The organism is Arthrobacter sp. HLT1-20, from assembly GCF_054510895.1.
Genome location: NZ_JBTNDR010000028.1, coordinates 16,710 through 41,030 on the forward strand (window position 1 = coordinate 16,710; position 24,321 = coordinate 41,030).

At 64.4% G+C, this 24,321-nt stretch carries 21 protein-coding genes; 10 read left to right on the forward strand and 11 right to left on the reverse strand.

The window, feature by feature from the left end:
- Positions 1–151: 151 nt before the first annotated feature.
- The 3 genes from ACX80Q_RS13950 to ACX80Q_RS13960 all read left to right on the forward strand — a co-directional run bounded on the left by ACX80Q_RS13950 (position 152) and on the right by ACX80Q_RS13960 (position 2,895).
- Complete coding sequence (locus ACX80Q_RS13950; protein WP_459331134.1) at positions 152–910, forward strand: GntR family transcriptional regulator; 759 nt, start codon at positions 152–154, stop codon at positions 908–910.
- Complete coding sequence (locus ACX80Q_RS13955) at positions 907–1,608, forward strand: phosphonatase-like hydrolase (protein ID WP_459331135.1); 702 nt, start codon at positions 907–909, stop codon at positions 1,606–1,608. Before ACX80Q_RS13950 ends, ACX80Q_RS13955 begins: the two co-directional genes overlap by 4 nt.
- A 75-nt stretch (positions 1,609–1,683) precedes the next feature.
- The gene (locus ACX80Q_RS13960; protein WP_459331136.1) at positions 1,684–2,895 is read left to right on the forward strand and encodes an MFS transporter; all 1,212 of its coding nucleotides are present in this window, start codon (positions 1,684–1,686) and stop codon (positions 2,893–2,895) included.
- On the opposite strand, the gene ACX80Q_RS13965 is transcribed toward ACX80Q_RS13960, so the two are convergent.
- Positions 2,892–3,551, reverse strand: coding sequence for a phosphatase PAP2 family protein (locus tag ACX80Q_RS13965; RefSeq protein ID WP_459331137.1), 660 nt, complete (start codon positions 3,549–3,551; stop codon positions 2,892–2,894). The genes ACX80Q_RS13960 and ACX80Q_RS13965 overlap by 4 nt on opposite strands.
- 185 nt (positions 3,552–3,736) lie before the next feature.
- Here ACX80Q_RS13965 and ACX80Q_RS13970 point away from each other — a divergent pair, with 185 nt between their 5' ends.
- The 5 genes from ACX80Q_RS13970 to ACX80Q_RS13990 are packed head-to-tail and all read left to right on the forward strand — an operon-like array spanning position 3,737 to position 8,925.
- On the forward strand, positions 3,737–4,684 hold the full coding sequence (locus ACX80Q_RS13970) for an ABC transporter ATP-binding protein (RefSeq protein WP_459331138.1): 948 nt from the start codon (positions 3,737–3,739) through the stop codon (positions 4,682–4,684).
- Between the two features lie 2 nt (positions 4,685–4,686).
- Positions 4,687–5,589 carry an ABC transporter permease gene (locus ACX80Q_RS13975; RefSeq protein WP_459331139.1) on the forward strand — a complete coding sequence of 301 codons (903 nt, stop codon included), beginning with the start codon at positions 4,687–4,689 and terminating at the stop codon, positions 5,587–5,589.
- Positions 5,590–5,636: 47 nt separating this feature from the next.
- Positions 5,637–6,920 carry a sensor histidine kinase gene (locus ACX80Q_RS13980; protein WP_459331140.1) on the forward strand — a complete coding sequence of 428 codons (1,284 nt, stop codon included), beginning with the start codon at positions 5,637–5,639 and terminating at the stop codon, positions 6,918–6,920.
- Positions 6,917–7,621 (forward strand): response regulator, encoded by a 705-nt coding sequence (locus tag ACX80Q_RS13985; protein ID WP_459331141.1) that lies wholly within the window; start codon positions 6,917–6,919, stop codon positions 7,619–7,621. The genes ACX80Q_RS13980 and ACX80Q_RS13985 overlap by 4 nt, the downstream gene beginning before the upstream one ends.
- 23 nt (positions 7,622–7,644) lie before the next feature.
- Complete coding sequence (locus ACX80Q_RS13990) at positions 7,645–8,925, forward strand: M18 family aminopeptidase (protein ID WP_459331142.1); 1,281 nt, start codon at positions 7,645–7,647, stop codon at positions 8,923–8,925.
- Between the two features lie 5 nt (positions 8,926–8,930).
- Here the strand turns inward: ACX80Q_RS13990 and ACX80Q_RS13995 are convergent, their stop codons facing one another.
- Together ACX80Q_RS13995 and ACX80Q_RS14000 are read right to left on the reverse strand one after the other, a co-directional pair.
- Positions 8,931–9,581, reverse strand: a complete 651-nt coding sequence (locus tag ACX80Q_RS13995; protein ID WP_459331143.1) for a DUF1345 domain-containing protein — start codon at positions 9,579–9,581, stop codon at positions 8,931–8,933.
- Between the two features lie 8 nt (positions 9,582–9,589).
- Positions 9,590–13,270 carry a TM0106 family RecB-like putative nuclease gene (locus ACX80Q_RS14000; protein ID WP_459331162.1) on the reverse strand — a complete coding sequence of 1,227 codons (3,681 nt, stop codon included), beginning with the start codon at positions 13,268–13,270 and terminating at the stop codon, positions 9,590–9,592.
- A 122-nt stretch (positions 13,271–13,392) separates the two neighbouring features.
- On the opposite strand from ACX80Q_RS14000, the gene ACX80Q_RS14005 reads away from it, so the two are divergent.
- Entirely contained in the window at positions 13,393–14,865 is a 1,473-nt protein-coding gene (locus ACX80Q_RS14005) for a TIGR01777 family oxidoreductase (RefSeq protein ID WP_459331144.1), read from the forward strand.
- Positions 14,866–14,947: 82 nt separating this feature from the next.
- Here ACX80Q_RS14005 and ACX80Q_RS14010 read toward each other — a convergent pair whose 3' ends face one another.
- The gene (locus ACX80Q_RS14010; RefSeq protein WP_459331145.1) at positions 14,948–16,174 is read right to left on the reverse strand and encodes an MFS transporter; all 1,227 of its coding nucleotides are present in this window, start codon (positions 16,172–16,174) and stop codon (positions 14,948–14,950) included.
- 95 nt (positions 16,175–16,269) lie between these two features.
- A complete protein-coding gene (locus ACX80Q_RS14015; RefSeq protein ID WP_459331146.1) occupies positions 16,270–17,178 on the reverse strand; it encodes a LysR family transcriptional regulator ArgP in 909 nt (302 codons plus the stop codon).
- Between the two features lie 70 nt (positions 17,179–17,248).
- On the opposite strand from ACX80Q_RS14015, the gene ACX80Q_RS14020 reads away from it, so the two are divergent.
- On the forward strand, positions 17,249–17,869 hold the full coding sequence (locus ACX80Q_RS14020) for a LysE/ArgO family amino acid transporter (protein WP_459331147.1): 621 nt from the start codon (positions 17,249–17,251) through the stop codon (positions 17,867–17,869).
- Here the strand turns inward: ACX80Q_RS14020 and ACX80Q_RS14025 are convergent.
- From ACX80Q_RS14025 to ACX80Q_RS14050, 6 genes are all read right to left on the reverse strand, one after another.
- The gene (locus ACX80Q_RS14025) at positions 17,866–18,273 is read right to left on the reverse strand and encodes a hypothetical protein (protein WP_459331148.1); all 408 of its coding nucleotides are present in this window, start codon (positions 18,271–18,273) and stop codon (positions 17,866–17,868) included. The two genes, ACX80Q_RS14020 and ACX80Q_RS14025, sit on opposite strands and share 4 nt — an antisense overlap.
- A gap of 83 nt (positions 18,274–18,356) precedes the next feature.
- Positions 18,357–19,445 (reverse strand): GmrSD restriction endonuclease domain-containing protein, encoded by a 1,089-nt coding sequence (locus ACX80Q_RS14030; RefSeq protein ID WP_459331149.1) that lies wholly within the window; start codon positions 19,443–19,445, stop codon positions 18,357–18,359.
- Between the two features lie 204 nt (positions 19,446–19,649).
- A complete protein-coding gene (locus ACX80Q_RS14035; protein WP_459331150.1) occupies positions 19,650–20,465 on the reverse strand; it encodes an HAD family hydrolase in 816 nt (271 codons plus the stop codon).
- A complete protein-coding gene (locus ACX80Q_RS14040) occupies positions 20,462–21,631 on the reverse strand; it encodes a cysteine protease StiP family protein (RefSeq protein WP_459331151.1) in 1,170 nt (389 codons plus the stop codon). The genes ACX80Q_RS14035 and ACX80Q_RS14040 overlap by 4 nt, the downstream gene beginning before the upstream one ends.
- The gene (locus ACX80Q_RS14045) at positions 21,628–23,121 is read right to left on the reverse strand and encodes a phosphoribosyltransferase domain-containing protein (protein ID WP_459331152.1); all 1,494 of its coding nucleotides are present in this window, start codon (positions 23,119–23,121) and stop codon (positions 21,628–21,630) included. The genes ACX80Q_RS14040 and ACX80Q_RS14045 overlap by 4 nt, the downstream gene beginning before the upstream one ends.
- Entirely contained in the window at positions 23,118–24,311 is a 1,194-nt protein-coding gene (locus ACX80Q_RS14050) for an HpcH/HpaI aldolase/citrate lyase family protein (protein WP_459331153.1), read from the reverse strand. The genes ACX80Q_RS14045 and ACX80Q_RS14050 overlap by 4 nt, the downstream gene beginning before the upstream one ends.
- Positions 24,312–24,321: the final 10 nt, after the last annotated feature.

Sequence of the window (24,321 nt, forward strand, 5' to 3'; positions counted from 1 at the left end):
CGTGGCGGGCGGAAGCAAATCAAGTGAAATGCGCACTTGTATTGACAAGTTCTTTGACGGTTCATTTTGGCACCCAAACGTTTACCGTTTGTTCAACGAGAGAGCCGGAATTTAGCGGATTCTGGCCATTTTCCACTTGTACACTCAAGGTATGAAAATGGCCATGCACCAACAACTTCGGGATGAATTCAGGCACCGGATTGACTCCGGGAGCTGGCCCGAGGGCCAGCCTGTGCCGTCCGAGGCCGTGCTGTGTCAGGAGTTTGGGGCGTCCCGTGGGCCCGTCCGCCAGGCACTAGCCGCCCTCCGCCTGGACGGCGCCATTTCGGGCGGCCGGGGCAAGCCTCCGGTGGTGCGCCCCGCAGTGATTTCCCAGTCGGTGGAGACGTTCCTGTCTTTCACCCAATGGGCCGAATCCATGGGCAGGGTGCCGGGGCAGCAGACACAGGAAATCACCCGCAGGCCAGCCGGCGCCCTGGTTGCCGAACAGCTGGGGCTGCGGGCTGGCGACCCTGTGGTGACCCTGCTGCGTCTGCGCCTGCTCGACGGCGAACCGGCCATGGTGGAGCGCTCACATTTTGTGCCCGCAGCTGGCCGGGCGCTCTTCGACTTTGACACCGACTCCGGCTCAACGTTCAGTTACCTTCTAAGCGCCGGTGTGGACCTGCACAGTGCCAGGCACACCATTGATGCCGTGGCCGCTGACCCGGTCGACGCCGGACTGTTGGGTATTGCCGTGGGCGCACCCTTGCTGCGGGAACGGCGCGTGACATTTTCCAGCACCGGCGACCGGTTGGAGTATGCCGATGACAGGTACCGGCCGGAACTTGCCAACTTCATGATCAACAACACCCTGCACAGCCGGACCCCCGTGGCCCGCGTCCAAGCACCACCACTTTCTACGGAATGAGCACCATGATTGAACTCGCCGTCTTTGACATGGCCGGAACCACCGTTGACGACCACGGGATTGTCTACGTTGCTCTGCAGGACGCCGTTGAGGAAACCGGGGCAGCGGTGGCTGCCGCCGATCTGCAGGAATGGATGGGTGCGGACAAGGTCAGCGCCATCACAGCGTTGATGGCGCTGGGCGGCCAGGAAGCAACGGAGCCGCGCGTGGCCGCAGCGTTTGTGCGCTTCCGTGAAATCCTGGCCGAACGGTACGCAGCAACACCTCCCGTGGCCCTGCCTGGCGTTGCCGCAGCCATAGCTACGCTGCGGGCGCGCGGCATCAAGGTTGCCCTGACCACGGGATTTGACGACGACGTTGCCTACCCCCTGCTGGAATCGCTGGGCTGGGCAGTGGGCGCCGGTGCCGGCTCCACCGTTGACGCGGTGGTCACCACCTCAGACGTCTCGGCCGGCCGCCCAGCCCCCTACATGATTCACCGCGCCATGGAAAAGACCGGCGTGATCAATGTGCGCACGGTGCTGGCAGCCGGTGACACCGTGGTTGATGTGCAGGCCGGACGCAACGCCGGCGCCATCTCGGTGGGTGTCCTGACCGGCAAATTGAGCCGGACCGAACTGTCCGCCCATTCACACGACTACATCCTTACGGGAGTGGTTGAAGTACCCGAACTGGCCGAAACCCAGCTGCCCGCCTAGGCATCCGGCCGGGAAGGCCGCACTAGAGTGGTCATAAGGAATTTTGCCGACCATCGTTAGAAAAGTGCCGCCATCATGAATCAGCAGGCTGTCCGCTCCGCGGCCATTGCCACCTTTGCCGTCTTTGCCATCAACGGCTTTGTGTTTGCCAGCTGGGCTGCGCGCATCCCTGCCGTAACCAGGATCCTTGACTTGAGCGCTGGCGAGATGGGTATGTTGCTGCTGACCATTGCCGCCGGTTCCGTGGTGGCGTTACCCCTTGCCGGTTCCGTGGTGGCGAGGATTGGCACGGCGAGCACGGTGCGGACCGGCGGGTTTACGGCTGCCACCGGCGGGCTGATTGTTGCGTTCGCCCTGTCCCAGGGCTCCGTGGCGATGACGGCTGCGGGGCTCATCTTCTTTGGTGTGGGCATTGGCCTGTGGGATGTGGCCCAAAACATTGAGGGCGCGGACGTGGAACGGCATTTGGGCCGGACCATCATGCCGCAATTCCACGCCGGCTTCAGCGGCGGGGCACTTCTGGGTGCACTGGTGGGGGCCGGGTTGTCCGCCATCAATGTCAGCATGTCCTGGCATCTGGTCGCCATTGTGGGTCTGGTCAGCATTGCGATGCTGCTGGCCCCCCGCCACTTCCTGCCAGAACACCCGGGGGACGCAAGCCAAGTCTCCACAGGTGGAGAGCCCGTGCCGGCAGTTGCCAAGGGCCGCAGCGCCTGGACTGAGAAGCGCACACTGCTGGTGGGCCTGGTGGTGTTGGGTGCCGCCCTCACCGAAGGCGCCGCGAACGACTGGATCGCCAAGGCCTCGGTGGACGGGCTCGGCACCACGGAAGCCGGCGGGGCCATCATGTTTGCCGTTTTTGTTGCCTCCATGACCCTGTTCAGGTTCTTCGGCGGCCGGTTCATCGACAGCTACGGCCGGGTCCCTGTGCTGTACTTCAGCCTTGGCGCAGCCCTTGCCGGTCTGATCACCTTTGTGCTGGCCCCCAACATGCTGGTGGCAGGCGTGGGCGCCGTGTTCTGGGGGGCCGGGGCAGCCATGGGCTTCCCCATGGGCATGTCTGCGGCGGCCGACGATCCGGCCCGGGCAGCGGCAAGGGTCTCCGTGGTATCGACCATTGGCTACGTCGCCTTCCTAGCCGGCCCGCCCCTGCTGGGTTTCCTTGGCGACCATGTCACCATTCGCTGGGCATTGCTGGCCATCGGTGTTGCCATCGTGGCCTCCATCCTCACAGCACCAGCCGCCAAACCGCTGGCTGAGTCGGAGTTCGAACCGGCCACGCGCTAGGGACCAGAAATATTCCCGTCGGGGTATTTATTCCGCATGGTTGACCAGAGCAGGAGGGTGAGTCCAACCCCCAGCAGTGCCCCGGCAATGGTGTCCGAGGCCCAATGGGCGCCAAGGTAGGTTCGGCTGTACATCATGGCGACGCTCAAAATGGCGCCGCTGATCCATATCCACAGCTTGCCCAGCACGACGGCGGTGGTCACCGCAGCGGCCACCGTGCCGCTCACATGCCCTGAAGGGTATGAGCCGGAGTCCACATGCACCAGGCGGTCCGCCGGCCTGGGCCGGGCCACCAAAAATTTGATCAAATGGGTGAGCCCCAGGGCGGCAAGATTGGCCACGGCAACAAAGAGCGCCAGCCGCCGGTGGCGCCGGATCAACACCAGAACCAGCACTGCGCAGTAAATGACCATCCCGGTGTTGCCCACGAAGTTCAGGACCACGTTCACCGAGGTGAGCCACGGTGTCCGCGAGTCCAGCATGAGGTGGTTCCAGCCGGCGTCGAGCCCTTGAAAAGGCGGGTTGTTGCCTGAGGCCAAGACCACCACGGCCCCGACAAGCAGGATGGCCAACGCTGGTATCGAAACCTGCAACAAGCGGGTACGTGGCCAATCCAGCGGGCGCAGGGTGGAAGGTGGCAGAGTTTGAGTGGGCATCACGCCATTCTATGGTGCCGTCTTGGGAACAATTGTCAGCTTCGGCATCATCCAAAGGGACGACCCGCACTGGACCCTGATTCATCCCTGAGGTAGACGAAAAAGCCGAAGCCGGTGCGTACTGTGGTTATAGATTCGCAATCCGGTCTGCAATGGCCCGGAGATCATCCAAAGGGGATGTCCACATGATTGAGGCAGTAAACCTGGCCAAGCACTACGGTGCCAAGACAGCCGTTGGCGGTGTCACCTTCACGGTCAAACCAGGGCTGGTCACAGGCTTCCTGGGCCCGAACGGTGCCGGCAAGTCCACCACCATGCGCATGATCGTGGGCCTGGACAAGCCCTCGGCCGGCACGGTGACCGTCAACGGCAAGCGGTACGCCGAGCACCGCGACCCCCTGCACCAGGTGGGTGCACTGCTCGACGCCAAGGCAGTGCACACCTCCCGCAGCGCCTACAACCACTTGCTGGCCATGGCGGCAACTCACAACATCCCCACCAGCCGCGTCAATGAGGTCATCGACATGACCGGGCTGGCCCCCGTCGCCAAGAAGAAAGCCGGCGGATTCTCCCTCGGCATGGGACAGCGTCTGGGTATTGCCTCGGCCCTGCTGGGCGATCCGCAGACCTTGATCCTGGATGAGCCCGTGAACGGCCTGGACCCCGAAGGCGTGCTGTGGGTGCGCAATTTGGCCAGGCACCTGGCTGCGCAGGGCAAGACTGTGTTCCTGTCCTCCCACCTCATGAGTGAAATGGCGCAGACGGCGGACCACCTGATTGTGATTGGCCGCGGCCAGATCATTGCCGACGCCCCCATCGCCGAGATCCTGGCGGGCACGCACCAGGCCAAGGTGCGGGTCCGCACCGCCGAGGTCACCCGCCTGAGCCAATTGCTGGGCGGCAGCGGCGTCAAGGTTGAATGCCACGAGAACGAGACCCTTGAGGTGTCCGGTCTGGATGCCCGTCAAGTGGCCACGATTGCCATGGACAACAGGGTGCTGGTCTATGAACTGACACCGCTGACAAACTCGCTGGAAGAGGCGTACTTCAACCTCACCAAGGACGCGGTGGAGTACCACTCACAAGATTTTACTGACAACGCGCCCGTTCCGGCCGCTGTGAAGGGACGCTAACAATGAGTACTGCGACGATTTCCGCACCCCAGCGTGCGGGCCGCGGGTCCGTGACGTTTACTGGGGTGCTGCGCAGCGAATGGATCAAGTTCCGGTCCCTGCGCTCAACCCAGCTTTTGCTGGTCTTCACCTTCGTGGCCGTGGTTGGCGTGGGCGCCCTGGCTGCCTGGCTGCGAGGCATCTTCGTTGACGCCATCATGGGTGGCGGCGGCCCGGCGGGTCCCGGCTCCGGCACGGCTGAACCGCAGATGACGCTCCAGCAGGCCATGGAACTTGCCAACGCGCAAGGCTTCAGCATTTACGGCACCCCTATTGCAGGGCTGCAGCTGGGTGTTCTTGTGATCGGTGCGCTGGCCGTACTGCTGATCTCCTCGGAGTTTGGCACCGGCATGATCCGCTCCACGCTGACGGCGGTGCCCAAACGCCTGCCCGCATTCTTCGCGAAGGCGGTTGTGCTGGTTGTGGTTTCATACGTGCTGACCCTGGTGGCGGCCTTCGCCACCTTCTTGGTCTCCATCCCCATCCTGTCCTCCTTCGGCATTGACATCTCACTGGGCATGGACGGGGTGCTGTACAGCATTCTCATGGGTGGGCTCTATGTGGCCGGCGTGGCCGTGGCCGGACTTTCCCTGGGCACGCTGCTGCGCAGCTCCGCGGGCGGCATCATCGTCCTGGTGGCACTGTTCTTCCTGCTGGAAATCGCCACGCAGCTGCTTGGCCTGGTCCCGGGCGATTTCTGGAAGTACGTGGGCCAGTACACGCCCAGCGTGGCTGGTGGCCGCATGCTTGAGATTGGCGACAAGGACGCCTTCATCACACCACTGTCCGGAGGGCTGATTTTCCTGGCCTGGATACTGGCCCTGGCAGTGCCGGCAGCCATTTCCCTCAAGACCCGTGACGTCTAAGAAACGCTGGCGGGCCGGGGCAACTCCCAGGCCCTAGGCTCACTCTTATGCGTACAAAAAGCCAGGCGGGGGCCGCGGAACGAACGGCCCTGGCCCCCGCCGAATTACCTTCCGCGCAACGGCGGGCCGATGAATTTTCGGCCCGCCGCCGCGGCAAGCTGCGAACCTATCTGTACAACCACCCCCGCATCATGGATGTGGTGGTGGTTTTTGCGTACCTTTTGGCAGGCTCCGGCATCTTCCTGAGCTCCCGTGCCGATTTGAACATGACCGCCCACTTTGTCATTGTGGGGGCCTCGGCCACGGTGCTCATGTTCCGCCGCGACAAACCCCTTGCCGTGCTGGCCATCCTCTCCGTTTTTGAGCTCCTCAACATTGCCGTGGTGCCCAATTCCGGCAACATCGGCATCAGTATCTGGTTTGCCCTGTATGCCGTGGCAGTCGCATACCGGCCCCTGCTCAGTTTCACCTTGGCGGTGGCGGCGGCCGTTCCCTTGAGCCTGTACACCCTCTTTATCTACCAATTCCCCAGCGAGTACCTTGTGGCTGACGGCCCCTCGGCAACTGAAACCTCCATCATTTCCGCCATCATGATGCCGCTGGCCAACATCATTGCCGCGGGAATTGGCGCCTCCGTGCGTAGCGGTCGCAAACACGAGGCTGAACTACGCCAGTGGGCCGTCCGCAACGCCCAACTTGCCTCAGTTGCCGAACGGAACAGGATTGCCCGGGAAATGCATGACGTTGTGGCGCACTCGCTCACGGTCATGGTGGCCTTGTCCGACGGCGCAGCCGTGGTGGTCAAGCGCGATCCCGCCAAGGCGGGCGAGGTCCTGGACCAGCTTTCCCAGACGGGGCGCACAGCCCTGAGCGACATGCGCCGCGTTCTGGGTGTCTTGCGTGAGGATGGCGGCACCAACCGGTCCCCACAGCCTGACCACACCAATATGGGCGCCCTGATTGAGGGTTTCAGGCAGGCGGGACTGCCACTGGCGCTGACACAATCAGGTCCGCCGCTGCCATCCGATCCGTCCCTGGAGCTGACCGTCTACAGGATTGTGCAGGAATCATTGACCAACGTGCTGCGCTATGGGACGGCCGTTTCACGGGTTCAGGTGATCGTGGAGAACAACGTGGACCAGGGGGAACTGACAGTGCGGATCAGCGACGACGGGCACGGAACCATGAATGCCTCCATGGGTACCGGCAGCGGCATTGTGGGCATGCGTGAGCGTGCGGGCATCTATGGTGGAACTGTCAGCGCCGGGCCGTTGCCGCGGGGCGGCTGGCTGGTCGAGGTAGTTTTGCACCCAAGTGAAGGTGCGTCATGACAGAAATATTGGGGGAGAACACTGTGGATGCAATCAAGGTGCTGCTGGTGGACGACCAGCCGTTGTTGCGGATGGGCTTCCGGCTGATTCTTGAAGGGGAAACGGACCTGCACGTTGTTGGCGAGGCCTCCAACGGCGTTGAAGCGCTGGCCGCCGTGGAGCGCCTGGCACCGGATGTGGTGCTCATGGACGTTCGCATGCCCCTCATGGACGGCATTGAGGCCACCGGGAAGATCAGTGCATCGCCGTCGGAGGCCAGGGTCATTATTTTGACCACCTTTGATTTGGATGAGTACGCCTTTGCGGGCCTGCAGGCCGGCGCCAGCGCGTTCCTGCTCAAAGACGTGGCCCCGCAGGAGCTGGTGCAAGCCGTGCGACTGGTGGCCAGTGGCGACGCCGTGGTGGCACCACGGGTCACCCAGCGGTTGTTGGAGAACTTTGTGCGCAGCCGTCCGCCTCGCCCGGCCCACCAACCCGACCCGCTCTTGGAGGATCTCACCCCGAGGGAGCTGGAGGTGGCCCAGTGCATTGCCCAGGGGCTTTCCAACGCTGAGATTGCGCACAAATTGTTCCTCTCCGAAGCCACCGTGAAGACCCATGTGCGCCGAATCCTGACGAAATTGCATCTGCGGGACCGGGTGCAGGTGGTGGTGTACGCCTATGAAACTGGCATGGTCATCCCCAGTAATCCTGATTACTGACAGCCTCGTGATTGAATCGAAGCATGACTTCTGTTGAGCACATCCTGGACCTTCGCGACTTCATTGAGGCGTCGCCGTCGAGCTTTCACGCAGCGCACGAGGCAGGCCGCCGGCTGGAGGCTGCGGGGTTCAGCCAGCTGATGGAGTCGGCGCACTGGCCCACGCACGGAAAATTCTTTGTGATCCGCGACGGCGCCATCATCGCCTGGGTGGTGCCGGAAAACGCCACCGCCACCACGGGGTTCAACATTCTGGGTGCGCACACGGATTCGCCGTCGTTCAAACTCAAACCCAAACCCACTACTGGGCGCTACGGGTGGCTGCAGGCCGGCGTTGAAGTGTATGGCGGACCCTTGCTCAACTCCTGGCTGGATCGGGAATTGCAATTTGCCGGGCGCCTGGTGGACCTCGACGGCACCGAAACGCTGGTGGCCACCGGGCCTCTGCTGCGCTTCCCGCAGCTGGCCATCCACCTGGACCGCAGCAGCAACGACGGACTCAAGCTGGATAAGCAAGTGCACATGAACCCCATTTGGGGCCAGGGCAACCCTGCCAACGACGACCTCCTGGGCCTATTGGCAAGCCGGGCAGGGGTGGAGGCAAGAACCATTGGTGGCTATGACATTGTGGTGGCAGATACGCAGCCCGGTGCGATCTTCGGTGCCAATAATGAGTTCTTTGCCGCCGGGCGGATGGACAATCTGACCTCGGTGCATGCAGGCGTTGTGGCTCTCATTGCCGCCGGTGCTGCGCAGGCTGATGGTGCGCCGGTTATCCCAGTCCTGGCAGCCTTTGACCATGAGGAAATCGGTTCGGCGTCCCGCTCCGGAGCGTGCGGACCCATCCTGGAGGACATCCTGACCCGGGTCTCTGATGGTTTGGGCGCCAGCGTCAGTGACCGGCGCCGCGCCTTTGCTGATTCCCTGTGCATCTCGGCCGACGCCGGCCACGCCGTCCACCCCAACTATGGTGAGCGGCATGATCCGGCGAACCTTCCCGTGCTCAATGGCGGCCCGCTGCTGAAAATCAATGCTAACCAGCGCTATGCCACGGATGCTGTGGGTGCTGCCATTTGGGCAAACCTGTGCGCCACCGCCGGTGCGCCGTACCAGGAGTTTGTCTCCAACAACGGTGTTCCCTGTGGCTCAACGATTGGCCCGTTGACGGCCACCCGCCTTGGAATTCGTACCCTTGATGTGGGGACGCCGCTGCTGTCCATGCATTCGGCCCGGGAATTGTGCGGCGTTGCCGATCCCTTCCACCTGGCGCGGATCGCGGAGACCTTCTTCGGGGCGGCCGTCTAAAAAAGTTAACTGGCCAGGCTGACCACCAGGTTGATGGTGGTGGCCAAAATGCCCGTGCCGAACACAAAGGCGAGCAGGCTGTGCCGGAGCGCCGCCGAGCGCATGGGCCGGGTGGTGATGTTGGTGTCCGACACCTGGTAGGTCATGCCCACGCTGAAAGCCATGTACGCAATGTCCGTGTACTGGGGCGGCTCGTCCTGGTTGAAGTCGATGCCGCCGGGCTCGCCGCTGTAGTAAATCTCGGCGTACCGTAGCGTAAACAGGGTGTGGACCAGGAGCCAGGACATGGCCGTGGCGCTCATGGCCAACAGGGCCAGCAGGAACCGGCCAGCCCCTTCCGCATCCTTGCTGCCCTCGATAACAAGAACGACGGCGGCCAGCGAGCCTATCGCCGCCAGCAGGATCAGCAGATCCGAGGTGCGCAGCCCCGGGTCCTCCGCCACAGCGTGCGCGGCCGTGCGCCGGGCATCCATCGTGGCAATCGTGAGCCACACGGAGGCGTTGTAGATGAGCGCTGCAACAGTCCAGCCCACAGCCGGTGCGTAGACCCACGCCCCCAGCAGGCCCGTCAAAACAGTGGCCACTGCGCCGCATAGGACCATGCTGAGGATGCGAAGTTGCCGGTGCCGTCTGCGGCTGGAAGTCAAGTGGTCCATGTACGTGATCATGCCATGGCGTCCCCGTCGGGCGCTGCTGCCGCGCGAGCGGCTGTGGCTGCGTTGGCTGCGTTGCACAAGCCGATGAAGGCGCCCAACTCAGCCATGCCTTCCGGGCGGCCCGGCATGAAGTTGCTCAGTTCAGGGGAGCGGATGATGACCGCCCGCCACTGGCCGCGGGAAACCGCCACGTTGATGCGGTTCCGGTTCAGCAGGAACTCCATCCCGCGGGGAGCGCCGGTGGGATCGGCACACGCCATGGTCACCAACACCACAGGCGCCTCCTGCCCCTGGAACTTGTCCACGGTGCCAACCTTGACGCCCGTGAGCCCTGCCGCATCCAGCGCGCCACGGACCAGGTGGACTTGCGCGTTGTAGGCGGCCACCACCAGGAGGTCCTCCTGCCCCAGCGGGCGCGGGTCCCCGCCTTCGCCGGGCGTCCAGCGCAGCCCAAGATGGGCCCTTACCTGCGCCACCACCTCGGCAGCCTCCTCGGGGGAGGACTGCTTGTTTTCCCTGCCACTGTCCGGGGCCTGGGCGACGAAAACTGTCTCCACCCCGGGCGCGCGGCCCGCCAAATGACGCTGGGATGCTGCAGGTGCCGAGGCCAGCTTGCCGTCGTAGCTCAGCCGGGACACAGCGGCACACAAATCGGGGTGCATGCGCCAGGAATCGGCCAGGAAGTAGCCCAGTTCCTCGGGCAGCGTGGCGTGGCCTGCCGACAGCCAGCCCAGTGCCGATTCGTCCACGGGTGCCGGATGCGAACCCTGGGTGACCTGGGGGAGCTGCTGTGGATCGCCCAACAGCAATAGTCGTTTGGCGGACTGTGCCACGGCCAGGGTGTTGGCCAGCGAGTACTGCCCGGCCTCGTCAATCACCAGCAGATCCAGCGACCCGGACGGCACGTTGGCACCCGTCATGGTCCAGGCAGTGCCGCCGATCAGCGCGCCATCGGAACTGTTGAGGAGCGTGGCAAACTGCAAGTCGTCGGTAATTTTCCACGGTACTTCGTGCGGCGCTGACAGTTTCTTGCCCACCCGCTCAGGGTCCACGCCCGCGACTTCGATGGTTTTGCGGAGCAAATTCTCCACCACGGCGTGCGACTGCCCCACCACGCCAACCTTCCAGCCCTCGTTGATCAGATTCGCGATCACCTGGGAGCCAACATGGGTCTTGCCGGTGCCGGGCGGGCCCTGAACAGCCAGGTACGAACTGTCCAGATCCCGCACAGCAGAGGTGATGGCGGCGATGTAGTCGTGTTCCCGGGCGGTGTGCCCGTCACTGTGGACGACGGCGGATGGCAGGGCGCCGCCGTCGGCCAGCCGGGGCGTGGCCTTGCGCAAGATCTCCAGGCCGGGGTGGTTCGGCAGATGCGGAAGGTTGCTGCCCACGGTGTTGGCCAGCTCGGCTAGGGCCGCCCGGATACTGGCGGTGGGAACAGGCTTGTTGGGTGTCAAGGCGATGGGAAGTTGTCCGTAGGGCTGCGCCTTGGTGGTGGACTTTTCACTCACCAGCAAGGTGGTGAGCTCCGGTGTTGCGGGATCTGAAATATCTTCCAACACCGTGATGTTGAAGAGCCCGCCCCGCTTCATCGCGTCCGCAGGGTTGTCCGACTCCTCGGCCATGCCGTCCGGCAGTGGGGCATTGTGCAGGCCAAACCAGGATGTGCCGGGGCGGAAGTCCGATCCCTCGGTGGCGGTGCCTGTGATCTTTAGGGTGCGGCTCTCCGTCCGTGCTCTGGGCTTGTCTGCCGGCTTGGCCCAGTCTTCCGCCACTTCCACGTGCTCGATCCGGAGCATGTTGCGTTCCTCGACCCAGGCCTCGGGGCCCTTCTCCAGCCTGTCAAAGTGGCCCCACCAAAACTGTTTGTCTTCCCGGCGGTGGTAGCTGGCGGCGGCCGCAACCAGCTCAATGGCGGTTTCGTCGGAGCTGAACGTGTGGTGCTTTTCCTGCCGCAGTGTTGCAACGAACTCGTTGAGCTTTGCTTCACCAGGCTCGGGTTCGTAGCGGTCCCGTTTCTCTTTGGGCAGCTCAAGTTTCCCGCTGCCCTCGGCCCAAGCGCCAATCTGGACGGCGGCGCCAATCTCAAACAGCCAATCGCGCAGGCGCAGGGTGGAGAGGCAGTCGTACTCGTTGTAGTCGCTGATGGACGCCAGTATCCGGGCGGCTTCGGCGCCCTGGGCGGCGTCCCCGGCCAGTCCGGCGTCGCGCGCTGTGCAGTAGTTGGCATAGGCAACAACGGAGGCTCCGGCGTCCGTGACGTCACCGTCCCGCCCGGACGGCATGTAGAACGGTTCAAGCTTCTTGATGGAGTAGGAGGACTCGGAGATCCGCACTGACTGGCGCACCGTGTCCAGCAGGTCGACCAGCAGACCCGTGCGCAACCAGTTGTCCACAATGTCCTCACCCACACCGTGCAGTACCGAGAGGTTCCGCAGCGCCGACTTCTCGTACGGCGCATAGTGGTAAACATGCATGTCCGGCCATATTTCGCGCCGGGCTTCCACGTAGGCGAGGAAGGCCACAAAAGCTTCACGTTCCCCGGTGCGGGAATGTGCCCAGAACGGCATGAATTCCGGAGGGTTCACGGAACCGGCTGGCGGCGCCTCGATGGAGCCGAACAAGTACTCGATGCCCCATTTTCCATCCGTGGGATCCTGCCACAGCGGGTCACCTTCAAAGTCAAAGAAGATATCCCCTTCGCTGGGCTGGGGTAGCTTGCTGATGCTGCCCCGCAACACCTTGTAACTGATTGGATGTGCGGCGGCGTCCTTGCCGGCAATAGCGGTCCCGTCTGCCACCTCCAGCCCCAACTGCATCCGGGCCTGGTCGCGCAGGCGCACCAGCGGGCCGGCCTCGGGCGCGGGCAGCTCCGCCAGCTTGTGGATGGTGGTGATCCCGGCGGCCCTGAGCTTGCGTCGCTGGGAACTGCTCATGCCGTTGACCAGCAGCAGGTCCTGATGCTTGGAAACCTGTTCAGCGCAGTAGTCACACCGCCCGCAATATCCAACACCCTCCTGAAGCCACGCAACGGGTTCCGGCTGGGCGCGGTGTGCGGCCGTAACCGTCAGGAAGTTGTCCCGGCGTTCACGGAATACCGGCAGCAGGTCAGGCATGGGGTGCTCGCTGGTGCTTCGATTGCCCAATACCAGCGTGGCCACGGGGTGCACCGGGATCCCGTATTGCTGCAGCTGGTCGCCGTAGGCGGCCAGCTGCAGCAGCGCACTGACCTTGGCGTGGCGGGCCAGCTTGGTGTCGTGGACGGCGTAAGTGCCGTCGGGTTGGCGGACCAGAAAATCGGCAAAACCCACCAGGGAGCCGTCAAAGAAGGTGGCCTGGAAGACCACGTCGGCCCCGGTCCGCAGCGCGTCAAGGGTCTCATCCCTTTTGGCTGCAAGACCCGCCCAGCTCAGCTTGCCGCGCTCAACGGACTTCACACCCTTGCCCGTTGCGGGGTCCCACAGACCGTGTTTAGCAATGAGTTCGTCAAGGATTGCGTGTTCAAAGGCATCGCCCAGCTCGGCGGCGCGCTCCAGCATGGCGTCCCTGGCAAAACCGGGCTTGGCTGTTCTGCCCAGCTTTTCATCCAGGATCCGTAAGGATTTGTACTGACATTCGCTGGCCGTCACCAGATCCGACGCCGAGAAGATGAGCGGGGTTCCGCCCTCGGGGGAGTCAAGCAGAAACATGTCAGTACCTTCCGTGCCGGGTGGGTGGCGCACCTTGAATCTAACAAGGGGCACGGACATTCCTTCGCAAGGACCACTGGGGCATGGGGCAAGATGGAGGTGTTACCCACTTTGGAGGCATCATGAACTCGTTCCGCTATGTAACATCCATCCCCCATCCGCGCGACGAAGTCTTCGCCTGGTTCACCCGGCCCGGCGCCTTGGTGCGGCTCACGCCGTCGTTCTTTGGGACCATCCTGGCCGAACCGAGTGACAGCATCAATCCGGGCTCGACGGCGGCCATGGGCGTGGGTGCCCCGGGCGGGGCGGGCATGTGGCTGGGGTCGGCCGCGGGCAGCCTGCGGGGCCTGCTGCCGGCTGCGCTGGCGGCGAAGAAGTGGACGCGGCCGGAGATCCGCTGGGATGCGCTGCACACGGAATTGGTGCCCGGATCGAGTTTTACCGACGTCATGGACAAGGGTCCGTTGGCCGCCTGGACCCACCGCCACACGTTCACCGACGGGGCCCAGAACGGCACCACGCTGATGGTGGACGAGGTCAGCTACGAGCTGCCGGCCGTGGCCCGCGGGGAGTGGGCGTACAAACGGATGGATGCGGAACTGACGCGCATGTTTGCCTTCCGGGAACGTCAGCTGTTGGGGGACCTGGCATTCCATGGCGCACACACCGGAGAGCCGTTGACCCTTGCCATTTCAGGCGCCTCGGGCCTGGTGGGGCGCCAGCTGAGCGCCCTGCTGGCCGGCGGCGGGCACCGGGTGCTTAAGCTGGTGCGCCGGGCGCCGCGGCATGCTGATGAGATTTTTTGGGACCCGGAGGCCGGCGCCGTGGATTCGGCAGCCTTGGCCCAGTGCCAGGCGGTGGTTCATTTGGCCGGACACCCCATCGGTGGCCGGTTCACCGAGGCGAACAAGGAAGCCATTCACCAAAGCCGGATTCGCGGCACCGGGCTGCTGGCGCAGGCACTTGCCGATCTGGCAGCCGACGGCGTGGAGCGGGCCCTGGTGTCCGGCTCCGCCGTGGGGTACTACGGTGCCGATGCGCAGGCTGCGGACGGTTCCTCCCGAGCCCTGGTGGAAACGGACCCTGCAGGCAGCGATTTCCTGGCCACGGTCTGCCGCGACTGGGAGGCCGCCTGCGCGCCGGCTGCTGCGGCAGGAGTGCGGGTGGTCAACGTGCGCACGGGCCTAGTACTTTCGGCTGCTGGCGGCGTTTTGCAAAGGCTGCTACCGCTGTATCTGGCTGGCGCCGGCGGGCCGCTGGGGGACCGGCAATGGCAAAGCTGGGTTGGCATTGATGACATTGCCGGAATTTTTGCCCACGCAGCGCTGGACCCCACACTGCAGGGCCCCGTCAACGGTGTGGCGCCGCAGCCCGTCACGGCCGCGGAGTTTGCCAGTACCTTGGGCAGGGTGCTAAACAGGCCCGCAGCCTTGAAAGTGCCAGAGCTGGGCCCCAAACTGCTTTTGGGGGCCCAAGGCGCAGCCGAGCTGGCGTTGGCCAGCCAACGGGTGTCGGCCGCCAAGATCCAGGCCGGCGGCTACCAGTTCAGGCATGCACGCCTGGAGGAGGGCCTTCGGCACATCTTGGGGGAGTAAGCGGACCGGGCGCGAGTGCTGACCGTGGCCGCGAGATGCATGGTTACTCGGGCATTTTTGCGGCTACTCTCAGCACTCGCGTTCACATGGGATCCGAAGCCGAACGCACAGCGCGCACACCCAGAGCGACCATGGGAATCAGTATGGCCAGCGCCATCATGTTGACCCAGAAGAAGCCGCCCAGGGCCAGGACGGGGCCGGCCAGGGCTGCCATGGCCGCTGCACCAAAGTTCATCATCATGTCATTGGCGCCCTGCAGCGGCACGCGCAACTCGGTGGGGGCCGACTGGTTCAGTAGCGATGAGCCGCCAATCAGGCACGCGGACCAGCCCAGTCCCAACATGGCCAGCGCCAGTGACATTAACAGTGGATCGCTGCTGTCGGCGACCACCGCGCCTAGGCTGATGGCTGCCAGGAAAATGCCGCAGCCAATGAACACCACAGGGACCGCCCCAAGCTTGTCCACCAGAATGCCAAACACCGGGCTTGCCGCGTACATGCCTAGGATGTGCAAGCTGATGACAATGCCAATGATCTCCAGGGTGTGACCATGGGCGCTCATGGCAACGGGTGTCATGACCATGACGCCCACCATGATCGAGTGCCCGCCGGTGACAGCTACCACGGCAAAAAGGGCCCGAGGATTATGGGTGGCCAGGCGCAACGCCCGCCACGCCCCATGGGTTTTGACGCGCTGGCGGGGCCCGGAGCCAGTTGACGCTGGTGGGGTCAGAAAGAAGACAGCAATGACCAGGGCCGCCGTCACGAAAGCAACGAGGGAGAAGATGAAGGGTCCGGACAGGGGCACAAGGCCAAGATTGACACCCATCAGACGCCCGGGTTCGGACAGGTTGGGTCCGGCCACCGACCCCACAGTGGTGGCCCAAATGACGATGGCCATGGCGCGCCCGGCCTTCTCCGGCGCGGCGCCGTCCACTGCCGCGTAGCGTGCCTGCAGTCCCGCAGCCGTGGCCGAACCAAAGAACATCATGCCAGCGGCCATGAGCCAGAACTGGCCAAGGGCCGCAGCCAGCAGCACCAGGGCAGCACCCACGGCGCCCAGGGCAAAGCCTGTGCTCAAGGCCCAACGGCGCCCGGCACGGACGGCCAGGTTGGCCAGCGGCACTGCGACCAGCCCGGCACCGAGGGCCGCGGCCGTTTGAACAAAGCCCGACGCCGCGGTGGTGCCCGCCAGCTGGGCCGCCAGGATGCCGCCCACGGCCACCCCTGAGGCAACGCCCACCCCTGACAGCAGCTGGCCAATGACCAGCACGCTTTGGTTGCGGCGCTGGAGGGAGATGGTGCTCATGGAGTGGATCCTTGCGTGGCAGCTGGGGTGGCACAATGTGCCCCCTGATGAAGGGGCAAGCTAAACCAGTGTGCCAGAGCTGGCGCCGGACACGGTCAGCGCAACGCTGCTCCGCCCGGCTGGAGTGCGGCAGCCGCCGTGGTGCACACAGCGTGGCTGAGCATGTCCAGGGCGGCTGAATCAACTTTCCAACGCTGCCAGAACAACTGAACGCTGGAGATATGGCCCGGCACCAGCTCAACAAGCGTTCCCGCATCCAGTCCGGCCCGGCAATGGGACTCCGGCATGAGCCCCCAGCCCAGCCCCGCGGCAACAGCCCGGGCGAACTGGAGGGTGTCGGGGATGAAGTGCTGGGCGCCCAGGAGCGGTGTGCCGGTGATGGTCGCAAAGAAGGAGCTCTGCAGGGTGTCAGTGCGGTCGAACTGGACGGCGGGGGCTGCGGCGAGCAGTTCGGCGCAGAACCCCTCCGGAAACCACCGGCGCATGAAGCTGGCCGAGGCAACTGCACGGTAGTTCAGGGAACCCAGCGGCACCACCGAACAGCCCTGCACGGGATCGGCGGAGGCGGTGACCGCCGCCATGACCTCGCCGGAGCGCAATAGGGCCACGGAGTGGTGCTCGTCCTCGCGCACCACCTCAAAGGTCATGCCCTCGGCGCGCGGCACGGCGGCCAGGGCGTCCATGAACCAGGTGGCCAGGGAATCGGCGTTGACCACCATGGCAACAGCGCTCTGATTGCCGGCCGTCAGCCCCAATTCCGCCGCCGCATCCGCTTCCAACTGCCTCAATTGGCGGGCCAGCTTGTGCACTACGGCGCCCGCTGCCGTGGCCGCAACGGGAGTGCTGCGCTGCAACAGGACCTGCCCGGCGGCCTGCTCCATGGCTTTAATTCGTTGGGAAACAGCAGACGCGGTGACGTGCAGCGCCCCGGCGGCGGCGTCAAAGGTGCCGTGGTCCAGCACTGCCAGAAAAGTACGCAACTGCTCCGTCTGAAAAGCCACCATTAGATTTCCTTATGTAGGATCAAAATAATTAGCTGTACTGTCCATGCCAAGCCTAGTAGCTTCATTACTTATGACGCCACTGGATCTTTTCACCACCGTAGCCACCGGCCTTGGGGCCGGACTGGCTCTCATCATCGCCATCGGCGCCCAGAATGCGTTTGTGCTCCGGCAGGGCATTCGGGGTGAGCATGTGGGGCTGGTGGTCCTGGTCTGCATGCTCAGCGACATCATCCTGATTGCGGCCGGGATCGTTGGAATTGGTGCCGTGATCACCGCCTTGCCTGCGGTTGTTGTGGTGATCAGACTGGCCGGGGCGGCATTTTTGATTGGCTACGCCGTTCTTGCCGCCAAACGTGCGGTGCATCCGGGGACGCTGCATGCCAGCGTCCTAACGGGCGCCGTGAGCACGAAGGCTGCGCTCATCACTGTCCTGACCCTGACGTGGCTGAATCCCCACGTCTATCTGGACACCGTTGTACTGCTGGGCACGCTTGCCAACCAGCATGGAGAGCTGCGTTGGTGGTTTGGTGCCGGGGCGGCCCTGGGCAGCGTGATCTGGTTCAGTGCGCTGGGCTTCGGCGCCAAACTGCTGCGACCGGTCTTTGCCAAGCCCGGTGCCTGGCGCGTGCTGGACGGGCTCATAGCCGCCGTCATGCTGTTCCTGGGCATCAAGATGGCGCTGGGTGCCTAGATGAAATCCATCTCCACCTGCAGGAACGACTCGGCAGAATTGATGGCCTGGGCGAAGGCCTCCTCCTCGGTGGGGGACTGTTTGGGGGTGCGCAAATACCACTCGTGGATGGTGGTGTGGACCCTCAGCACCCCACCGCCTGCCGGGGCATAGAACAAGCCAAAACGCTGGACCGGCCACTCCGCGGAGGTTTCGATCCCCACCAGTAGGGCGGCACCCAGGGCCGGGTTGAACCACTGGGCGATGGGCCGGCGCCTGTCTTCAAAAAACAATCCTGCGGCGTAGCGGCTCGCCACGGTGGGGCCCATTTCGGCGCACAGCCGCTCACGCCACAACGGCAAGATTTCCGTGTCGTGGCGTTGCCACACTGCTGGGACCAGCGGCTGGTCACTGTGCGAGCCCACACACCAATTTTAGCTACTACTGGAATAGTTGCTAGAGCAAATCTCACATACTGTGCAGAAGAGTGTCCCGCGGCCGCAAAACGCTATTCGCAGGCCACGCCGTCGCCGTCGCGGTCCAGTTTTTTGCTGTACCCCGGCTGGCCAGCACGAATGGGCGCAGCTCCTGCGGCGCGAACGGCCGCGCAGTTCTGGTAGAAAACACCCGGGGCCTGGACCAGGGGTGCAGGTGGCACAGCAGCGGGCGGGGCGGGAGCAGCCTCAACTGGCGCTACGGGAACCACCGGAGCCGGGGGCGGCAAAATGACCGGCTTCACCGACTTCTGCGCAGTGGGGTCGGCTTGATTGGTGGGCACCTCAACGGCCGCGCAGCCCGCCAGGACCTTCGCCATGGCGTCGTGCTCGGCTTGCGTTATCCAGAGGGAGTAGGTGGCCTTGACCGAAATCTGCCGCGCCACATAGTCGCAGCGGTAGCTCTTGTTCGGGGGTAGCCAGCTTGATGCGTCACTGGCGCCCTTTTGTTGGTTCGCGGGGCCGTCCGCGGCCAGAAGATTCAGCGGATCGTTGGCAAGTGCAGTGCGCTGGGCAACGCTGAGCTGCTGGGCGCCCTTTTGCCAGGCGTCGTTGAGCGCCACAACATGGTCAATCTGGACCGCGCTGCTGGTGGCCGAACCACGAACAAAATCGATGGTGGTGGCTGTGTAGGGATCCGCCAAAACGCCCGTCAGCACCACGCATTCGCCGCTTCCGGGCTTATACGTTTTGGCGCCCAGGTCACGCTTGAGGATGTCGTTGCGTGTGTCGCAACCGTTCCTGTCAACATCGGCCCACGCCTGGCCAAACTCTTCCCGGCTATAGCCCGTCTTGGGTGCCCGGCCCTTGATGGGAAGTGTGGCCAGAACAGCTACAGCCTTGGCCGCAAACGCAGGCTGGCTGTTGGCGGCCAGATCGGCGCCGCCGGCATCCGGGACCAACTCCGTATCGAGCGCTGCGTTGTCGGCTGGCGTCGCTGTAGGTTCGCTCGTGGCGCTCTGGGTTGGCAGGCTCGACGCCGGCGCGCCTGCGGGTGCCGGGGCGCTGCCGCACGCTGTGCCTAGGAATAATACGGAAGCCAGGAGCGAACCCATAATGAATTCGGTGGCCCCAACGGAACGGGTAGTGCGCAAAGCCGACAAGACAGAGTTCTCCCCAGATAACGGATGGCGGTGAACGTCCAGCCTACCGCCAACCACCGACACCGTCGGTCTCGAGCACTCCCCGGCTCTCCGGCCAACGATTCGCCCCGCGAGGAGTCTGTGACTGTGCAGATAACGCCCTCAAAAAGCTGTCGGAGGGCATTATCTGCATAGTCACGGCAGTTGAGTTGGGTGGCAAGCGGCTCAGCCGGCGGTGACCTCGGCCAGGATGCTGCGCAGGATTTCTTCGCCCGCCAGGATGCCGCGCACCGAGGTGAGGCGGAGATGGGCTGCCTGGTATCCCACATCGTGCAGTTCTCCGTGGAGGGGGCGGAAGGCGAGAGTGGCGTCGGCGAGCATGTCCAGGTCCAAGAGGGAGTCGCCGGCGGCAATGACTGTCGTGGCGCCTGTGCGGCGGGCAACTTCGGCCAGTGCGTCGGTCTTGTTGATGGGCACGGGGACGCAATAGAGTTTGCGGCCCTGCACGGACACTGTCCAGCCAGCGGCCGTGCACAGCCCTTCCAGCTCGGTCAGGAAATTGGCGGGCATTTCGGCACGGTCAATGATGGCGTAGGAAAAGAGATCCTCGGCACGGTGCAGGCGCAGGATCCAGCCGGCAAAATCGGGGTTGGCCAGGTGCGCCTCAATGGTTTCCAGCGGGGCGCAATCCGCTGCCATCTTGGCCGTGAGATGCGCGTGCCAGGCGGCGTCGGGCACTCCGTGGTGGAGCAGCACACCGCCGTTGGAGGTGATGGCGTAGTCGGGGATGGACCCGGGCAGTTGCACGCGCTCATATTGGGCCCGTGTGCGAGTGGTGACCGGCACAAAGGTGGCTGCTTCCTTAACTGCCAGCAGGTGTGCCTGGGCGGCCCGGGTCATGTAGGACAGGGGCGCGCCGTCGTACACTTCGGCAACCACCATGGCCGGGGCGTCCTTGTCGGCCCCCGTCAGCCAGAGTGCGTGTTTGGAGTAGATGAGCGTCCGGTCAAGATCGCAGGCTACAAGGATAGGGGTGTTCATGCGTTGTGCACTGCCTTACCGTCGGCGCCCACGGCGCTTTTGTCGAATTGGGGGTGAATCAGGCCCACACAGCTGTAGGGCAGGTCGGTGACCTGCTCCACGGGGACCCCGCGTTGTTCGGCCAGCAGCAGCACATGGGCCACGTCTTCCATGGCGTCCGGGTTGACCAGCACACGCCACGGGATTCGGCGCAGCAGCACGCGGGTGGTTTCGCCCACGCCCGGCTTGACGAGGTTGACGTTGTTGATCCCGTAGTCGGTGCTGATCCGCTCCACGGCCTGCCAGCCCACCCAGGTGGGGACGGCGGCATCGGCTGTGTGCTGCGCCAGTTGCCGGTCGACGGCGTGCTGGACGCCGGCAAAGTGCGCACAGATGGCGTCCAGGAAGCCGTTGGAAACATCGGCCGGGGCCAGTTCGGCATAGAACTTGGCGCCGTGGAAATCGTGGGGGCCAATGTGGTCGGTGTTGAAAACTGTGCGGGACACCAGCCCGGACACTGTGGAGTTCAGGCAGGCCGAGGGGATCAGGTAGTCCTCCCTTGTGCCGAACATGGAAACGCAATGCCCCGGATCGGCCAACACTGCCAAATCAGCCGGGAAACGGATGCCGTCGGTGGCGGCGAAAGCATCCAGCGCAGCGCCCAGCTCCCGTGAAATGGCGCCCTTGCCGGTCCAGCCGTCAACGAAAAGTATCCGGGCCGGGTCAAAATTGGCGGCGAGGTACCGCAAAGCTGTTTGGTCTAGGCCCACCCCGCGCACAATGCTCATGGTGAAGTGTGGCAGGTCCAGGCCGTGGACCTGCTGGGCCCAGCGGCGCATCAAGATACCGATGGGTGTGCCGGCCCGGGCCAGCGACACCAGCACGGGCTCGTTGTGGCGGGCGGCCAGGGCCAGTTCGGTCACCACTCCCACCGCAGTGGCGACCCGCTCCCCAGCGCGCACCACGGCCTCCTGGTACAGGCCCTGGTATTCGGGGCTTGGCAGGTATTCGACGGGAAGTGATTCGGCGTAATTGGCGGCCCCGGACTGGATCGCGTGTTCGCGATCGGCCGTTGGTGCCTCCAAGACAAGGTGGCTTAGGTCCTTCAGCAACCAGGTGACCTCGCCTGCCGCGTAGGAGCCAAAGCCTGGCCCGTTCAGGGGTGTGGGAAGCGGGAACGTGGTCATGGCTGATCCTCCGTGGCGTTGGCGGTTGGGGCATCAGCGGGAAGGAGAACCACCACGAGGTCGTCGGCCGCCGTCCGCAGTGCCCCCGCCAGCGGCGGAACGCCGGAGGCGGGATCGCCCTGCAGAACCGCCCTGCGGTTGGTTCCCGGCTCCGGGAACACCACAATGGTGCCGGGGCGCTGGCCCGGACCGTTGAGGTTGTAGGCAAAGCGCACGCCGGGGCCGTCGGTGGTCAGGTCGTGGCTGGCGAAGGTGAGCGCCCCGGCTATGGCGTAGTCATCCCGTTCGAGCGGGACAATGGGGGACCGTGTGGTGGTGGAAAAACGCACCGCAATCTCCGGCAGCATGGCGGCCAAAACGTCGGCCACCGCCAACGGCAGGAACATGTTCTCCTCGGTGCCCACCACAACCACAGGTCCGCGCAACTCCAGACTGCTCAGATGTTCCGCAACCTGGCCTGCCACCAGCGCAATGGTGGCGGCAGGCGGCGGGGAAGCGTTGCCAAATCTGTCGCTGCGCACAGGCGCCACGTCCTGCGCGGCAAGTTCCAGCATGGACAGCCGGCCGGGCTCAACGGTTGCAGTAACAGGCTGGGTCAGACTGGCCAGGAGCTCCGCTGCCTGGTCCAAGATGTCGTCGGCCAACTCAACCCGTCCGGTGCCCAACGCCGCCACGGCAATGCGGCAGCCCAGCTCCTGTGCCAGAGCATCGAAACGCTCCCTGTCCGTGTCGCTGCGCAGGTCGATCAGGGCAGCCACAACATAGACGGGGTGGGGGATGAGGGCGTGCAGCTCACGGATGGTGTTGATGACGGTTGAGCCCGTGCTGAGCTCGTCGTCCACCAAAATGACGGGGCCCGCCCCATCAAACCAGTGTGGATCCGTGGGTGCCAGGCTGTGCGAGGTGGCGTGCGAATGCCCCTCCTCAAAGCCAGCCGCGGAGGGTATCCCCGGGGTGGCATGGCGGGTTGAGTGGATGTAATAGGCGCCCAGGGCGTTGGCCACCAGGCGCCCCAGGCCGGTGGCGGTTTCGGCATAGCCAAGGACCACCGTGCCCGGAAGCCGGGTGCGCATACCCGCCACCTGGGAGGCAAGGGCGGCAATGGCCTCCCGGCGGTGCCCGGCCGGGCTCTGCAAAACCGTTGTCAACGCAGCGGCCGCGTCCGCCAAGTCTTGGTCAGGCACGGCGTCGATGGGCATGGCCAGTCGGTCACCGGCGTCGTAGGTGAGCAGGGAAAGCTGCCGGGCGACAAAAGCCCCCAACAACTCCCCGGCAGCAATGACCAGGGCAGGCTCGGTGGGGACGTGTTTGGCCAACACGTTGGAGACCAAAAGGTGCGCACGCTTGGGGTTGCGACGCAGCGCCAGCCCCACCAAATCCTGCACTGCCACGGCACTGGCAGGATCCGAGTGAATGCGCACCTTGAGCTGCTCGGCAACGAAGCCGCCACTCCAGGCAGGGTTGGGCTGGGCGGGGGTGGAAGTGCTCATCTCATGCTCGCTTCCAGCAGGTCCACGAACGTGACGTCGGCTGCGGCAACACCAAAGGCCTCGGCGCGCAACAAGGTCCGTTGGGCCCAGGCTTGATGGGGTTTCATCTCATTCATTTTGTTCCCGTAAGGGGATGCGGCCGCTCCGCCGCCAACGTTTCCGGCGATGGCCAGCGCATCGAGGTATTCCTCGTGACTGACAACGCTCATGGCATGAACCAAGGCCACATGGGTGGGGTGGATAACTGTCTTTCCCAGCAGGCCGTTGGCCAGATCCAGCTCTATCTCCCGAATCAGGGTGTCCAGGTTGGCCGTCATGATCCGCTGGCGTAGTTTTTGTTCGCCCTGGCCCGCAAAGGGAGTGACTCGCAATTGGGGGCGCAGCACACGTTCGGTGTTTGAATAGTGTTCCCAGACAGGACCTGAGATGACAAAGCCGCCCTCCGGCCGCCCCAGCACGTTCACAATGTCGCCAATGACCCCCGCCACCACGTTGACATCGTAGATGGTCAAATCGCGGGAGCGGCGCAAGCCAAAGGCGCTGGACATGTCGGTGGCGCCTATCCGCACGGACAGAATGTCCTCGCGGTTGGCGGCCAGCAGCGCGTAAATGTTGGTCAGCGCAGCCGCACGGGTTTCCACGTGAATCACTGCGGGCGATTCCAAGATGGGCATGATGCGCAGCCGCCGCCCCGGCGCGCCGTCGGCGTCCCGCGCGCCGTCGAGCCCCAACTCGGCCTGGACCACGCGCAGCGCCGCCAGGAATGCGGCCCCCGTGCCCGACTCGTTGTCGAACTTGGGGATCACAAAACCCGTCAGCAGTGACGCGGCGGCGGCTGCCCGGCGGGCCACCGACAGCATCTGTTCAGGGGTGCGGACGCGCACAAAGAGCAAGGGGAGGTCATGCTGGTGTCCGGCCAATGACCGCAGGGTGGAAATGACGTTTTCCTCGGCCTGTGGCACTTCGGCATCCGAGATGGAGTCCTCCAGGCACAGCACCATGGACACGCAGCCCAAATCACGCTGCCGCAGCACATCCTTGACAAGGTCCAGCCGATTGGCCGGGGTGTATAAGGTGCCGCCCAATGCCACCGCGAGAAATGCTGGCGTGCTGGCGGTGGTGACCTCCTGCGGAAGGCGGTGGAAGAGCTGGGCGGACTGGGAATCGGTCAGAGAGCGGAAATGTCGCATTGGCCCTTTC